The sequence below is a fragment of the Polynucleobacter sp. AP-Jannik-300A-C4 genome (assembly GCF_018688335.1).
GTDB lineage: Bacteria > Pseudomonadota > Gammaproteobacteria > Burkholderiales > Burkholderiaceae > Polynucleobacter.
Map to the genome: position 1 here is coordinate 1,454,494 of NZ_CP061316.1, position 16,004 is coordinate 1,470,497.

The 16,004-nt window shown below is 47.1% G+C and carries 12 protein-coding genes and 1 pseudogene; all 13 read right to left on the bottom strand.

Annotated elements, in window-relative coordinates; all coding sequences use genetic code 11:
* Nucleotides 1–15 precede the first annotated feature (15 nt).
* Nucleotides 16–1,044, bottom strand: coding sequence for an ADP-glyceromanno-heptose 6-epimerase (rfaD, locus tag FD975_RS07650; protein ID WP_215301589.1), 1,029 nt, complete (start codon nucleotides 1,042–1,044; stop codon nucleotides 16–18).
* Nucleotides 1,041–1,970 carry a D-glycero-beta-D-manno-heptose-7-phosphate kinase gene (rfaE1, locus tag FD975_RS07655; protein ID WP_215301591.1) on the bottom strand — a complete coding sequence of 310 codons (930 nt, stop codon included), beginning with the start codon at nucleotides 1,968–1,970 and terminating at the stop codon, nucleotides 1,041–1,043. The genes rfaD and rfaE1 overlap by 4 nt, the downstream gene beginning before the upstream one ends.
* Nucleotides 1,971–2,020: 50 nt before the next feature.
* Complete coding sequence (locus FD975_RS07660) at nucleotides 2,021–3,385, bottom strand: UDP-glucose/GDP-mannose dehydrogenase family protein (protein ID WP_215301593.1); 1,365 nt, start codon at nucleotides 3,383–3,385, stop codon at nucleotides 2,021–2,023.
* Between the two features lie 45 nt (nucleotides 3,386–3,430).
* Nucleotides 3,431–4,642: a lipopolysaccharide assembly protein LapB gene (gene lapB / locus FD975_RS07665; RefSeq protein WP_215301595.1), complete on the bottom strand. Its 1,212-nt coding sequence runs from the start codon at nucleotides 4,640–4,642 to the stop codon at nucleotides 3,431–3,433.
* Between the two features lie 108 nt (nucleotides 4,643–4,750).
* A pseudogene (locus tag FD975_RS07670) lies at nucleotides 4,751–5,047 on the bottom strand (integration host factor subunit beta); the annotation flags it as partial.
* A gap of 51 nt (nucleotides 5,048–5,098) precedes the next feature.
* Nucleotides 5,099–6,772, bottom strand: coding sequence for a 30S ribosomal protein S1 (gene rpsA / locus FD975_RS07675; RefSeq protein WP_215301598.1), 1,674 nt, complete (start codon nucleotides 6,770–6,772; stop codon nucleotides 5,099–5,101).
* 143 nt (nucleotides 6,773–6,915) lie between these two features.
* Nucleotides 6,916–7,578: a (d)CMP kinase gene (gene cmk / locus FD975_RS07680; RefSeq protein ID WP_215301605.1), complete on the bottom strand. Its 663-nt coding sequence runs from the start codon at nucleotides 7,576–7,578 to the stop codon at nucleotides 6,916–6,918.
* Between the two features lie 12 nt (nucleotides 7,579–7,590).
* Nucleotides 7,591–8,910: a 3-phosphoshikimate 1-carboxyvinyltransferase gene (gene aroA, locus FD975_RS07685; RefSeq protein ID WP_215303932.1), complete on the bottom strand. Its 1,320-nt coding sequence runs from the start codon at nucleotides 8,908–8,910 to the stop codon at nucleotides 7,591–7,593.
* A gap of 8 nt (nucleotides 8,911–8,918) precedes the next feature.
* A complete protein-coding gene (locus FD975_RS07690) occupies nucleotides 8,919–9,800 on the bottom strand; it encodes a prephenate dehydrogenase/arogenate dehydrogenase family protein (protein WP_215301607.1) in 882 nt (293 codons plus the stop codon).
* 35 nt (nucleotides 9,801–9,835) lie between these two features.
* Nucleotides 9,836–10,963 (bottom strand): histidinol-phosphate transaminase, encoded by a 1,128-nt coding sequence (gene hisC / locus FD975_RS07695; protein WP_215301609.1) that lies wholly within the window; start codon nucleotides 10,961–10,963, stop codon nucleotides 9,836–9,838.
* The gene (pheA, locus tag FD975_RS07700) at nucleotides 10,960–12,054 is read right to left on the bottom strand and encodes a prephenate dehydratase (RefSeq protein WP_215301611.1); all 1,095 of its coding nucleotides are present in this window, start codon (nucleotides 12,052–12,054) and stop codon (nucleotides 10,960–10,962) included. The genes hisC and pheA overlap by 4 nt, the downstream gene beginning before the upstream one ends.
* Complete coding sequence (serC, locus tag FD975_RS07705) at nucleotides 12,051–13,151, bottom strand: 3-phosphoserine/phosphohydroxythreonine transaminase (protein WP_215301613.1); 1,101 nt, start codon at nucleotides 13,149–13,151, stop codon at nucleotides 12,051–12,053. The genes pheA and serC overlap by 4 nt, the downstream gene beginning before the upstream one ends.
* Nucleotides 13,152–13,182: 31 nt before the next feature.
* Nucleotides 13,183–15,900 carry a DNA gyrase subunit A gene (gyrA, locus tag FD975_RS07710; RefSeq protein WP_215301615.1) on the bottom strand — a complete coding sequence of 906 codons (2,718 nt, stop codon included), beginning with the start codon at nucleotides 15,898–15,900 and terminating at the stop codon, nucleotides 13,183–13,185.
* Between the last annotated feature and the right edge of the window lie 104 nt (nucleotides 15,901–16,004).

Consider the following 16,004-nt stretch of genomic DNA (forward strand, 5'->3'; position numbering starts at 1 on the left):
ACTATTAACGGTGTTTTATTTGCTTTCTAGAGGGCTAGCCAAGAAATCAGCATTGGCTTCTAACCATTCTATATAGCGGCCAACGCCCTGCTCTACATTCAGGAAGGGCTCTGAGTATCCAGCAGCTCTTAGCTTAGTCAAATCAGCTTGTGTGAAACACTGGTATTTACCTTTAAGCGCGTCCGGAAATGGGATGTATTCAATCGCCTTTTCCTTAACCAACTCTTCCAGGCTTGCAGGATTCGCTTTATCAATTTTGCGCATCGCGTTTGCTACCGCATGAGCAACGTCATTGAATGGCTGCGCGCGACCACTACCGAGATTGAAGATGCCGCTGATTTCTGGATGATCCAAGAAAAAGAGGTTCACCTTCACTACATCTTCTACCGAGACAAAGTCACGACTTTGTTCGCCAGCGCCATAACCACCATATTCACCAAACAGCTTTACTTTGCCATTGGCCTTGTATTGATGATATTGATGAAAGGCTACGGAGGCCATGCGACCTTTGTGGGATTCACGTGGGCCATAGACATTGAAGTACCTAAATCCAACCACTTGAGCGGCATTGGATTTTTCAGCAAAACGCTTACGCATTACTTGGTCAAATAAAAACTTAGAATAGCCATAAATATTCAATGGTTTCTCATGCTCACGGCTTTCAACAAAAACATCCGATCCACCATAAGTAGCTGCAGAAGAAGCGTAGAGTAGTTGCACTTTTTGTTCTGTACAGATATCGAGCAAGTCCATGGTGTAGCGGAAATTATTCGCCATCATAAAGATGCCATCAGTTTCCATCGTATCGGAGCAAGCCCCTTCATGAAACACCGCCCTGACCTTACCAAAACGACCGCTTCTAAATGCTTCTAGAAACTCATCCTTATCAAGATAATCAATGATGTCTAGATCGGCCAAATTACGATACTTATCCGCAGGACGTAAATCATCTACGGCAATAATATTTTTCTCGCCTCGCGCATTGAGCGCTTGAACAATATTGGCACCGATAAATCCAGCAGCGCCAGTTACGATAATCGTCATTGCAATTCCTCAGAAGTAACGGTGGCTGTTCCCAACTTGCCAACCACAATACCACCAGCTCGATTAGCTAAAGCCATAGCTCTTTCCAGGGGCCAGCCAGCTGCTAGCGCCACTGCCAGCGTACCAATGACAGTGTCACCTGCACCAGACACATCAAATACTTCGCGTGCCTGTGCTTTTACGTGACTCACACCAGCCTCAGTAAATAAACTCATACCCTCTTCAGAGCGAGTCAAGAGAAGCGCTTCCAGATTTAATGATTTTCTAAGATCTTGAGCTCTCTTTGTGAGATCTTCTTCGCTGGTCCACTGACCAACTACCTGACGTAATTCACTGCGGTTAGGTGTGAGCACGGTAGCACCGCGATATTTAGCGTAGTCATCACCCTTAGGGTCGACTAGGATCATTTTCTTTTGCGCTTTTGCCTGCTCAATCATCATGGCAACTTGTCCCAATGCGCCTTTGCCGTAATCAGACAAAATCACCACATCGGCATCGCCCACCAGCTTCTCATAACGCTCAAGTTTGTGCGCAAGCGCAGCCTCACTAGGCGCCTCTTCAAAGTCTAAACGTATCAATTGCTGCTGTCTTGCGATGACTCGTAACTTCACAGTAGTCGGAACTTTGCTGTCGATTTCCAGCTGACTATCGACACTGCTTGATTTCAACAGGTCTGTGACGCGGCGTCCGGGCTCATCGTCTCCAATTACACCTAAGATCGTTGTCTTTGCACCAAGGGCTGCAACGTTACGAGCCACGTTAGCAGCGCCGCCCAAACGCTCATCAATCTTACCCACTTGAACTACTGGTACAGGAGCCTCAGGAGAAATCCGATTTGTATCACCAAACCAATAGCGATCGAGCATGACATCACCCACCACTAATAGGCGGGCTTTAGAAAATTGTTCTCGGTTGGCTTTTTCCACGATGTAACTAATCTCTCTAATCTATCTAATCGGTTCTTTTGTAGCGCTAATTAATTATGACGACCAATACCTTGATACTCAATGCCTAATTCTTGCATAGCTTGCGGCTCATACAGATTACGGCCATCAAAGATGATCGGGTTCTTGAGCTTGGCTTTGAGAAGATCAAAATCAGGACTACGGAAGGCTTTCCATTCAGTCACGATGACTAGAGCATCAGCACCCTGAGTGGCTGCCATAGGGTCATCCACTAAAGTGACTTGTTTGAGGCCTTCAGGGTTGCCTTTAAAGTCCATATCGAGGCAATGCTTAGTTTCTGGCATGGCTACTGGGTCATGAGCCACAATCTGGGCACCACGCTTAACTAGCTCTTGAATAATCACACGACTTGGGGCTTCACGCATATCGTCTGTATTCGGTTTAAATGCTAAGCCCCACATGGCGAACTTTTTACCCTTCAGATCTGCACCAAAGCGTTTTTCAATCTTCTCTACGAGGATGTACTTTTGAGCTTCGTTCACCGCCTCGACAGCATCCAAAATCTTCAGATCACGACCATACTCAATTGCAGTCTTGGATAAAGCGGAAACATCTTTTGGAAAGCAAGAGCCACCATAGCCGGTGCCGGAGTACAAAAAGCCATAACCAATGCGTGAGTCTGAACCAATACCTTGGCGTACCGCTTCAATATCAGCACCTACTAAATCAGCCAGATTGGCTAACTCATTCATAAAAGAGATGCGAGTAGCTAACATGGCATTAGCTGCGTATTTAGTCAGCTCGGCACTTTTGACATCCATGTAATAGGTACGCTCATGGTGGCGATTAAATGGGGCATAGAGTTTGCGCATCTGCTCTTTAGCGCGCAGTCCCGCTGGGGTGCTTTGCGTTCCAATCACAATGCGGTCTGGGCGCATAAAGTCTTCTACTGCCGCGCCCTCTTTGAGAAACTCCGGGTTAGAAACTACGGAGCACAGTTCTGGTGAGAGGCCACGCTTTTCTAATTCCTCAGTAATTGCAGCAGAAACCTTATCGGCTGTACCCACTGGAACAGTAGATTTATCAACAATCACTTTAGGAGTCGTCATATGGCGACCAATATTGCGGGCTGCTGCTACGACGTACTGTAGATCAGCCGAGCCATCTTCATCAGGAGGAGTGCCAACCGCAATGAACTGAATATCGCCATGCGCTACAGAGGCGGCAATATCAGTAGAGAACTGCAAACGACCCGCCGCGCGATTGCGCTCAATCATCTCTTTGAGACCTGGCTCATAAATGGGTACGCCACCAGAGTTGAGAATCTCAATCTTCTTGGGGTCTACGTCTACACAAAAGATGTTATTACCCTGCTCTGCTAAGCAAGCTCCAGTAACAAGACCAACGTAACCGCTTCCAATGATGGTGACTTTCAAGATAGCTCCTGATAATTCGTATTAGATTAGTAATAGCAACTCAGATTACATTGAAGGGCCGCTAGGAACGGCTCCTTCACTACGTCTTGGGGAGTATGCCTCCCAATTGTTACAACCCGGGCACTGCCAGTAAAAACGTCGTGCACGGAAACCGCAATTGCCGCAGGTATAGCGGGCCAAACTGGTCGTGCGCTGCTTCAATAAACTGAGTGTTGCCTGTAAATCCGATACTCGCTCTGGTGTACCGTTACTTTCCGCTAAGGCCAAACGAGTCTCAGCCAACTTAGAAAGCGCACTTAAGCTTGGTGAATGCTGCATCACCTCAACCAGCATCACTTCAGCAGCTTGTGCCCCACGAATTTGAGTCATATGCTTTTGCACAATATCAAGCAACTCACCAGAAGCTTGGGTCTTTAACAATTCACAAAGGGCACTTAAGCCTTCATCTGCTTTATTTAGCGCAGCATGTGCTGCCATCCACCGATCTGCAAGTAAATGCATGTAAGCAGGATGTGTTTTCGCAATCACGGCCCACACTTCAATTGCCTGGGCTGGACGATCCATGGCAATCAGATAATCGCCTTGTAAAATTAGCGCACGGGCATGATGCGGAACTGCTTGCAAGGCCAATAGAACAGATTGCTCAACTTCTGGCAAATCCTTACGGCGCAGTGCTTCTTGACCTAACTCACAATGAAATTGCGCAATCTCCGTGTGATGCGATTTTCCTTGTAAGCCTGCGAGTTCACTAGCAGCAATAATGGCCTTCTTCCAATCTCGCTCGATCTGATACATCTCGAGCAGACTCTCTTTTGCAGGTGCCGCAAATTTACCTTCACCCACCCGATTTAAAGATGCTTCGGCTCGATCTAATAAACCAGCACGTAGGAAATCGCGGCCTAATTCATAAGCAGCATGGTCCCTATCACGTGGCTTCAAGTCATCTCGATTCGCCAAGTGTTGGTGTACTCGAATGGCGCGCTCAGTCTCACCACGGCGACGGAACAAATTACCCAAAGCAAAATGAAGTTCAATGGTTTCAGGATCGAGCTGAGCAATCTTGACTAGAGTTTCAATCGCCTGATCTGGCTGCTCGTTTAATAAGAGACTTAAACCTTTAAAAGTTGAGCGTTGCTGACGCATACGCTCGCGCTCATCCATACGATTCTCAAGACGTAGATCCCAGCGCGAAGCCAGCCAGCCAATACCAAACATGACTGGTAATAACAGGAGCCAAGCGGTTGCAATCTGAATCATGCTGTGCAGAACTTAAATAAAAAAATGGTCCGAATGGACCACTGGATATGCGCTATGTGACTAGGCACCAGAACCCTCTTTAGGGCTCACTTGCTTTAGAGGCTTGTAGTCAACGCGCTCACGTAATTCTTTGCCGGGCTTGAAATGGGGCACCCGTTTTTCTGGGATCAATACCTTCTCACCAGATTTTGGATTGCGGCCAGTACGCGCAGGACGGTGATGCAAAACAAAACTGCCAACACCGCGCAACTCAATTCGCTTGCCTTCGGCTAAAGCGTGAGTCATGGTGTCTAGCAATGTTTTTACTGCCAACTCCACATCTCTAGGCAGTAGCTGGGGGAATTGTTCCGCCAAGCTCTCCACGAGTTCGGAGCGAGTAATTGCTTGTTGCTCTTGATCTGACATGATCTATCAATAAAAACCGCCGCTCTCCTAGTGGAAAGCGGCGATATTGATTTAGCCTTGATTGTCCAACTTCGCTTTTAACAAAGCACCCAAGTTGGTTGTGCCGGACTGCGCATCACCTTGGAGCTTGCTCATAGCGTCTTGTTGGTCAGAGCTGTCTTTAGCTTTGATTGAAAGATTGATTGCACGTGACTTACGATCAATATTAATGATCATAGCAGTCACAGTGTCGCCCTCTTTCAATACATTGCGTGCATCTTCAACGCGATCAGTTGAGATCTCAGAAGCACGTAAGTAAGCTTCAACTTCATCAGCCAAGTGAATAGTTGCACCCTTAGCATCAACAGCCTTCACAGTACCAGTTACAAGGCTACCCTTGTCGCTGACGGATGTGTAGTTATTGAATGGGTCGCCAGACAATTGCTTGATACCGAGAGAGATACGCTCTTTCTCAACATCAATGGCCAATACGGTAGCTTCAACTTCATCGCCTTTTTTGTATTTCTTAACAGCTTCTTCTCCTGGCTCATTCCATGAAAGGTCTGAGAGGTGAACTAAACCGTCGATACCGCCAGGCAAACCAATGAACACACCAAAGTCAGTAATAGACTTGATTGCGCCAGTCAGCTTGTCGCCTTTTTGCTGGCCACGTGAGAACTCTTCCCATGGATTTGCTTTGCACTGCTTGATGCCCAAGCTAATACGACGCTTGTCTTCATCAATATCCAGAACCATGACTTCAACTTCGGTTCCTAATGCAGTAGCTTTGCTTGGAGCAACGTTCTTGTTAGTCCAGTCCATTTCAGAAACGTGTACCAAACCTTCGATACCAGATTCGATTTCAACGAATGCGCCGTAGTCAGTCAGGTTAGTTACCTTACCGAATAAACGGGTGTTTGGTGGGTAACGACGAGCGATACCAACCCATGGATCATCGCCAAGTTGTTTCACGCCAAGTGAAACACGGTTCTTCTCTTGATCAAACTTCAAAATCTTAGCGGTAACTTCTTGACCAACAGTCAACATCTCGCTTGGGTGACGCACACGACGCCATGCCAAATCGGTAATGTGCAAGAGGCCATCAATACCACCGAGGTCCACGAATGCGCCGTAGTCAGTGATGTTCTTAACGATACCTTGAACAACGCTGCCTTCTTTGAGGTTAGACATCAACTTCGCGCGCTCTTCACCTTGGCTAGCTTCAACAACCGCACGACGTGACAACACGACGTTGTTACGCTTACGGTCAAGCTTGATAACCTTGAACTCCATCGTCTTACCTTCGTAAGGGCTGGTGTCCTTGATTGGGCGTGTATCAACGAGTGATCCAGGCAAGAATGCGCGGATACCGTTAACCATGACTGTCAAGCCGCCTTTAACCTTACCAGTAACAGTACCGGTAACGATCTCAGCTTGCTCGAGAGCTTTTTCCAAGTTCATCCATGATGCCAAGCGCTTAGCTTTGTCACGGGAAAGGATTGTGTCGCCATAGCCGTTCTCAAGAGCGTCAATAGCAACAGAAACGAAATCGCCAGGAGCCACTTCAATCTCGCCAGCGTCGTTATGGAATTCTTCAACAGGAATAAACGCTTCGGATTTCAATCCAGCGTTAACAACGACGAAGTTATGGTCGATGCGAAGGACTTCAGCCGAAATAACTTGGCCGGTCTTCATATTCGATCGGGTTAATGATTCTTCAAATAGTTCTGCAAATGATTCAGACATTTATATATTCACTTTGTGCCGCCAGAAGGCCTGACGGGTTAGGTTAAAAAAGCCCCAAGAAACACGCTAAATTAGAAAATCGCGTTGTAGAGTTCCTTAAGACGCCAAAACAACTTCTACTACTGTTTACTGCCCACCAAAAACTAAGCTATTTTCGATTGATACCAATCTAAAACCGTCTTAACCGCTTGATCTATCGATAATTCCGATGTTTCTAGCACCTTGGCTCCGTCTGCAACTAACAAAGGTGCAGCACCTCGACTACTGTCTCTGGCATCGCGCGCTTGTAAATCCTGCAGCAAGTCCTCTAGTTTAGCAGAAATTCCCTTAGCTATCAATTGCTTATACCGACGTTCAGCTCTGGCTTCAGCGGTTGCAGTGAGAAAAACCTTCAAAGCTGCATCGGGAAATATGACGCTTGCCATGTCACGGCCATCGGCCACTAGACCTGGAGAAGTCCTAAAACCATGCTGAACCCCAACCAAGGCCTGCCTAACCTCTGGATGCACTGCAATTGCAGATGCACGCAATCCAATCTCCTCAGTACGAATAGCATCAGTGACATCTTCAGAATTGAGCAGAATTTGGCCATTTTTGAAGGAAATCACCAGTTTTTTAGCCAAAATACCCAGTTCTGAGCCATTTTTGGTATCAATCGATGCTTTTTGACTTCCCAGGGCAACCAGTCGATACAAGGCCCCGCTATCCAAATAATGAAAGCCCAACTTTTCTGCCACCAAGGAGGCAACCGTTCCCTTGCCAGAGGCGGTAGGTCCATCAATCGCGATAACTGGAGGCAAGTTCATTAAAAGCAAGCTTTAGGAAACGACCTTTGCAAACTCAGCAAAGTAGGTGGGGAATGTTTTAGCAACACAATTAGGATCATTAATCTGTAGCGCATTAGGGCCAAAAGCGGCCAGTGAGAAACACATCGCCATGCGGTGATCATCATAAGTATCAATGCCCTCCGCAGGAGACTTCCAGTCAGTGGGTGACTGAGGGGCTTGCACCACGATGTAGTCAGTACCCTCCTCAACGATAGCACCCACTTTTTTCAACTCTTTCGCCATCGCTGCAATGCGATCGGTTTCTTTCACGCGCCAACTGGCAATATTGTTTAAGCGTGTTGGGCCTTCAGAAAACAGTGCAGCAACAGCAAGTGTCATCGCCGCATCTGGAATTTCCGTGCAATCAATGGTGATCCCGTTGAGCTTGCCATTCGCATTTTTGACGCCAGCAACTTCAATCCAATCTTCACCAGAAGAAATCTTGGCGCCCATTAATGCGAGTGCATCAGCAAAAGCAACATCGCCTTGAATACTCTCGCTGCCCACACCTAAAACGCGTACCGGTCCACCACCAATGGCGCCAAGCGCCAAGAAGTAAGAAGCAGATGATGCATCACCCTCAACCGATAAGGTGCCAGGACTTTGATAGACCGCGTCAGAAGTCTTAGCAGGGATTACAAATGACTGCGCATCCGGACAATCTACTTTGACGCCAAAGCGCGCCATGAGCTTGAGTGTGATGTCGATATAAGGGCGAGATATCAATTCACCAATCACTTCAATCCTAACGGGCTCTTTTGCTACCAAAGGCAAAGCCATCAACAAGGCTGTCAAGAATTGACTAGAGACATCACCGCGCACCTTGACAACATCCTTGATCTCAATATCCGCAGCAAGAATCTTGATCGGTGGATAGCCTTCTTGTAATTCGTAATCAATCTTTGCGCCGACTTGTCGTAATCCATCCACTAGATCCCGAATAGGACGCTCATGCATCCTTGGAACGCCAGATAAACGATAGTTGCCACCTTGCATTGCAAGTGCTGCTGTGAGCGGACGAATTGCCGTTCCCGCATTACCCATAAAAAGATCTGCGTTTTGTATGGGGAACTTACCACCGCAACCTTCAACCACACAAACTTTGTCGGCATGATCGATTACCGATAGGCCTAACTGGCGAAGCGCATTACGCATCACTTGCGTATCGTCAGCATCTAGTAAATTTTTAAGAATTGTCGTGCCTTTAGAAAGCGCTGCCAATAACAAGGCGCGATTCGAAATACTCTTAGAGCCTGGCAACACAATCGAGCCTTGAGCTCGCTTAAATGGACCAATCTGGATATCAGGCAAACCACTCATCAAAGTACATCCAAATCTTGACGCGCCTTACTGGCTTTATTAAATAACTTCTCTAAACCAGCACCATCATTTTCAGAAATCAACTTACGCATGTGATTGACGATGAGTAGATATTGATCGAGCTCTTTCAGAACGGCTGTGCGATTACCCAAACAAATGTCGCGCCACATTTCCGGACTTGAAGCGGCGATGCGTGTGAAATCTTTAAAGCCTGCTCCAACATGACTTAGCTTTTGATCAGCATCTTCTGAATTAACCACACTGGCCATTAATGCATAAGACAGAATATGTGGCAGATGAGAAACCGCTGCATAGATCGCATCATGCTGTACACAAGAAATCTTTTTGACAACAGAACCAACTGATTGCCAAAAGCCTTCTATTAAATCCGTATCTTGAGGAGAATTTTCTTGTAGCGGGCAAAGAATTGTTTGTTTACCCACAAATAAATCAGCTTTAGCAGCGCTCGCTCCATGTTGCGCGCCACCCGCAATGGGATGTGCAGGAACAAATTGGCAAGCCTTTTTACCTAAAACTTCCTTGGCAGCCAAGATCACATCGCCTTTAGTGCTGCCTGCATCTGTCAGCATAGTCCGAGATTCTAAGTGTGGCTCGATGACTTCAAAAGCAGCACGCATTTGCGCAACGGGTACACACAAGACAATCACATCGGATTGTTTTGTGGCTTCAACCAAATCAACTATTGCATCAATCGCGCCCATCTTGAGGGCTTGATCTAGATTCTGCGCACTGCGTCCAACACCCAAAACCTGATTAACGACGCCCGCCTTTTTAAGAGCCAAACCAAGGGATGCTCCAATCAAGCCAACACCAACAATGGTGACAGTACCGTAATTACTAGATGGATTAATGATGGCCATTGGCTAATTCAGCTTATGTATTTTTTATTGAATAACTACTTCGCCAAAATATCTTTGAGTGCAGTGATAAAGGCGGCATTTTCTTCGGGCAAGCCGATAGAAATACGCAACCATTGCGGCAAGCCGTAATTTCCGACTGGGCGAACAATGATGCCGCGCTTCAGCAACTCCAGATTAATGCGAGTGCCAGCGCCATCATCCTCACCCACTTTGACCAACACAAAATTGCCAGCCGATGGGAGATAAGTCAGGCCAAGCGCATCAAATGCCTGGGTTAACTGAGCAAAGCCAGCACAATTGAGTTCAAAGCCTTGCTGCAAGAATGCAGAATCCTGAAATGCAGCTATTGCTGCAGCTTGCGCAAGGCTATTCACATTAAATGGCTGACGAATGCGATTCAGTAAATCGGTCAAGGCTGGCTGGGCAACGCCATAACCAATACGTAAGCCTGCTAAACCATATGCCTTAGAAAAGCTACGAGACAAAATCATATTGGGGAAACGTTTCACCCAAGCAATTGCGTCATAGCGTTGCTCTAGAGTGAGGTACTCGTTATAAGCCTCATCCAAAACTACCACCACATGCGGCGGCAATGCGATCAAGAAATCCTCAATCTCATTAGCACTTAAATAACTGCCAGTAGGATTATTAGGGTTGGCGACAAATACCAGCTTAGCCTTATCACCCGAAGTTTTAACCGCTCCAAGCATTGCCGGCAAATCATGGCCATACATTGCAGTAGCAGGTACTTCAATCGCCTTAGCACCAACAGCTTGTGTTGCTAGTGGATAAACCGCAAAAGCGTGTTTAGAGAAAATGACTTCATCGCCAGCCTGAGCAACTGCACGTGCAGCCAGCTCCAAAATGTCATTACTACCGTTACCTAAAGTAATCCAATATGTTGGCACACCTAAGCGTGCAGCCAAAACATTCTTGAGCTCAAACCCATTAGAGTCTGGGTAACGACCCAAGTCTGCTGCCGCCTTAAGCATCGCATCTTGCGCGGACTTCGGCATACCCAATGGATTCTCATTGGAGGCGAGTTTCACAATCTTGTTTTCATCAAGACCGTATTCGCGTGCAACCTCACTGATAGGGCGTCCGCCGACATAAGGCGCTATCGCATGAATATGCTTTAAACCAATATTAGATTTTGATGTCATGCTGAATGAGGATAGGAGCCAAGATTTTTATAAAAAGCAGCTGTTGTTTTTAACTCTTCCAATGCTTTGGCTACTTTTGCGTCTTGTGCATGGCCAGCAACATCGATATAAAAGTGATACTCCCAAGTACCCTTGCGAGCAGGGCGTGACTCAAAGCGGTTCATGGAAACGCCATGCTTTGCCAGTGGCTCTAGTAAACGATGTACTGCACCAGGCTGGTTATCTACCGATAGCACTAATGAAGTTTGATCTTTACCAGTAGGCTGGCACTCATAGGTGCCGACCACAACAAAACGTGTGCGGTTATGTGGATCATCCTGAATCTGTGCAGCTACTGCCTGCAATCCATAAGCTTCTTGTGCGGGATCGCCAGCAATAGCCGCAAGCGTTGGGTCAATCGAGGCCATACGAGCTGCCTCAGCATTGCTGCTGACTGCTTGGCGTTTTAATTGTGGGGCATGCACGCTCAGCCATTGCTGACATTGTGCTAATGCTTGTGCATGAGCGCAAACAGTAGTTACGCCATCCAAATTTCCACTCTTAGTTAAGAGGTGATGACGAATAGGTAGGACCACTTCGCCACTAATGCGCATTGGAGAATCCAAGAGCAAATCTAAGGTACGAGAGATGGCACCCTCGCTAGAGTTTTCTACGGGCACAACACCAAACTGCGCCGCACCTTTTTCTACCGCCTTAAATACTTCATCAAGGCTATTGCAAGGTAAGCCAGCAATCGAGTGGCCAAAATACGTTTGTGCCGCTTGCTCTGAAAATGTTCCCACTGGTCCAAGATAAGCAATCGTCTGACGGGCCTCTAAGGCGCGACAAGCTGACATCACCTCGCGCCAAATTGCAGCGATGCCATCGGGCAATAATGGGCCACTACTAAGCTCTTGTAAGCGTGCGACAACCTGTCGCTCTCGCTCTGGCCTAAACACTGGCGATGAAAATCCGCCTTTAATGTGGCCAACTTCTTGGGCGGCTTTCGCACGCTGTGACAACAAATCTAAAATCTGTGCGTCTAGCGCATCAATCTTCTCGCGAATTGGCGCAAGGCGCTGCTCTTCAGTACTCTGGTCTTTGGAGCTCATGGGGCACGCCTTTCAAAGTCACGCATAAATTCTACTAAGGCTTTGACGCCTTCGATTGGCATTGCGTTGTAAATGCTGGCGCGCATACCACCAGCCGCCTTATGACCACGCAAGGCAACTAAGCCTGCTGCATTAGATTGCTCCAAGAACTGAGCGTTTAAATTTTCATCCTTCAAAAAGAAGGTGACGTTCATTCTGGAGCGATATTCTTTAGGAATGCGATTCTCGTAAAGACTGCTTTGATCTAAAAAGTTATAGAGCAACTCTGCTTTTTCTTGATTGCGTTTCTCAATTACCTTTACACCACCCTGCTTGAGCAACCATTTAAAGCCTAGTCCCGCCATATAAATTGAAAAAGTTGGTGGCGTGTTGAGCATTGAGTCAGTTGCAGCCTGCTTAGACCAATCCCAAATCGACGGGGTGATCTTCATGCTGTGCCCCATCAAGTCCTTACGCACGATCACAATCGTCACGCCAGATGGGCCAATATTTTTTTGCGCCCCACCAAACCAAACGCCACATTTTGTGACGTCCATTTCTTTGGAGAGAATATTGCTAGATATATCTGCGACTAATAACTTGCCATTGACATCAGGCACATCCGAAAACTCTACGCCGCCAATAGTTTCATTCGCACAGTAGTGAACGTAAGCAGCATCATCCGATAGTTGCCAAGAAGATCTTGCGGGAATCGTATTAAATTTTTCAGATGCAGAAGATGCAGCTAAGTGAGCAACACCATACTTCTCCGCTTCTTTAAATGATTTTTCAGACCAAACACCAGTCACCAAAAAGTCTGCCTTAGGACCATTCTTAGCCAATGGCATGAGGTTCATCGGAATAGCAGCATTCTGACCCAAACCACCGCCTTGAAGCATCAAGATTTCATAGGAATCCGGGATATTCATGAGGGTGCGCAAGTCTTGAAGCACCTCTTCATAAAGCGCCATGAACTCTTTACCACGATGACTGACTTCCATGACGCTTGCGCCTAAGCCCTGCCAATTCAACATCTCTGCAGCAGCCTGCTTTAATACCTCTTCAGGTAAGGTGGCAGGTCCCGCAGCGAAATTGAAAATGCGGCGGTCAAACGTCATAATGAATTAATTAACCTTGTATGAATGCCAATTAGGCATCACCAGCTTCATCAGAATTGGAGTCAACTGCTGGATCAGCGGCTACATCCTCGCCCTCTTCACCATCATCCAAGTCATTCTCATCATCAGAATCACTTTCAGCAATACGCTGCAGGCCAGACAAACGAGTGCCTTCATCAACGTTGATCAAAGTGACGCCTTGTGTGGCACGCCCCATTTCACGAATCTCTGAAACACGTGTGCGCACTAAGATGCCGCCAGTAGTAATCAACATGATTTGATCTTCAGGAGAAACCAGAGCAGCAGCAACTACTTTACCGTTACGTTCAGTTGTTTGGATTGCGATCATGCCCTTAGTGCCACGGCCATGACGAGTGTATTCACCAATTGGGGTGCGCTTACCAAAACCATTCTCAGTGGCAGTCAGCACGCTGCTTGGAATAGCGAGACCATTCTCATCAACAACAGTAGCCTCAACACCTTCGGCAGCTTCAGCCGGAGCAACTAACATGGCGATGACTTGATGACCTTCACCCAAGTTCATGCCACGTACGCCGCGCGCTGTACGACCCATTGGACGCACATCATTCTCGTCAAAGCGCACTGCTTTACCAGCGTCAGAGAACAACATCACATCATGCTGACCGTCAGTAATAGCTGCACCAACTAAGAAATCGTTTTCATTTAAATCGACGGCAATAATTCCAGCCTTACGTGGATTGGAGAAGTCAGACAAACGTGTCTTCTTCACGGTACCCAGGCTTGTTGCCATAAAGACGTAATGATCATCTTGGTATCCCTTGATTGGGAGAATTACCGTGATCTTTTCGCCTTCAATCAATGGGAACATATTGACGATTGGCTTACCGCGTGAGTTGCGGCTGCCTTGTGGAACTTCCCACACTTTGAGCCAGTACATACGTCCACGATCAGAGAAGCACAGAATGATGTCATGTGTATTCGCAACGAAGAGTGTTTCAATCCAGTCTTCATTCTTAGTGGCTGCAGCTTGTTTGCCACGACCACCGCGTTTTTGCGCACGGTATTCACTCAGAGGCTGGCTCTTCATATAACCAGTGTTCGAAAGCGTGACCACCATATCTTGCGGAGTGATCAAGTCTTCTGTGAACAACTCGGTGGCATTCATTTCGATAAATGAACGACGACCAGAATCACCACCAGCAATACCAAACTCAGCTTGCACTTCTTTCAATTCAGATTCGATGACTTGAGTAACACGCTCTGGCTTAGCAAGTAAGTCGAGCAAATCAGAAATCTCTGCCATCACATCTTTGTACTCATTCACAATCTTGTCTTGCTCAAGACCAGTCAAGCGTTGCAAACGCATCTGCAGAATTTCCTGCGCTTGGCTATCGGACAAGCGATAGAGACCAGTAGTTTGCATGCCGTACTCAGGCAATAAACCTTCGGGCCGGTAAGCATTGCGACCGCCCGGAGTATCTGTCTCTGCACGCGCTAACATCTCGCGCACCATAGAAGAGTCCCATGCCTTGCTCATCAGCTCTTGCTTAGCAACTACAGGGTTTGCAGCAGCTTTAATGATGGCAATAAATTCATCGATGTTTGCCAATGCAACTGCCAAACCCTCTAAAACATGACCACGCTCACGCGCTTTGCGCAATTCGAAAATCGTGCGACGTGTCACCACTTCGCGACGATGTTGTAAGAAGTACTCCAGCATTTGCTTTAAGTTGAGCAGGCGTGGCTGGTTATCTACCAGAGCCACCATATTCATACCGAAGTTATCTTGCAGCTGAGTGCTCTTGTATAAATTATTGAGAACGACTTCAGGCACCTCACCACGCTTGAGTTCAATCACGACACGCATGCCTGACTTATCAGATTCATCGCGTAGATCAGAAATGCCTTCTACTTTTTTCTCATTCACCAGCTCGGCAATACGCTCGAGCAGGTTCTTTTTATTCACTTGGTATGGCAACTCATCAACGATGATGGCCTGACGAGCACCCTTATCGAGGTCTTCAAAGTGGGTTTTAGCGCGCATTACAACGCGACCACGACCAGTGCGATAGCCTTCTCGAACCCCCTGAACACCATAAATAATGCCGGCGGTCGGGAAATCTGGAGCGGGAATGATCTCAATTAACTCATCAATCGTGCATTCTGGATTGTGCAAGACGTGCAAACAAGCTGTAACCACCTCATCCAGGTTATGGGGAGGGATGTTGGTTGCCATGCCCACCGCAATACCTGAACTACCGTTAATCAGCAAATTAGGCACTTTTGCAGGAAGAATGAGGGGTTCTTTCTCGCTACCATCGTAATTTGGCCCAAAATCCACGGTTTCCTTGTCCAAATCAGCCAATAACTCATGGGCGATCTTACGAAGGCGGATCTCGGTATACCGCATTGCAGCAGCGTTATCACCGTCTACAGAGCCAAAGTTACCCTGACCGTCAACCAGCATATAGCGCAGAGAGAAGTCCTGAGCCATACGAACAATCGTGTCATACACCGCAGAATCGCCATGTGGATGGTATTTACCGATCACATCGCCAACTATACGGGCAGATTTTTTGTAAGCACGGTTCCAATCGTTGTTTAATTCATACATCGCGAATAAAACACGTCTGTGGACCGGTTTGAGACCGTCACGCACGTCTGGCAGGGCTCTGCCGACAATGACGCTCATTGCGTAGTCCAAATAGGACCGCCGCATTTCGTCTTCGAGGGATATTGGTAGTGTTTCTTTAGCGGCTTGTTCCATTTAGAAATAATATCATTTTGATGACTGATAGCCCCTATGCTAAGATTCTGTCAGTTTGTACGAAATTGAGATGTGTCGCTTTGCGGTTTTTGCTTCAAAGTAGG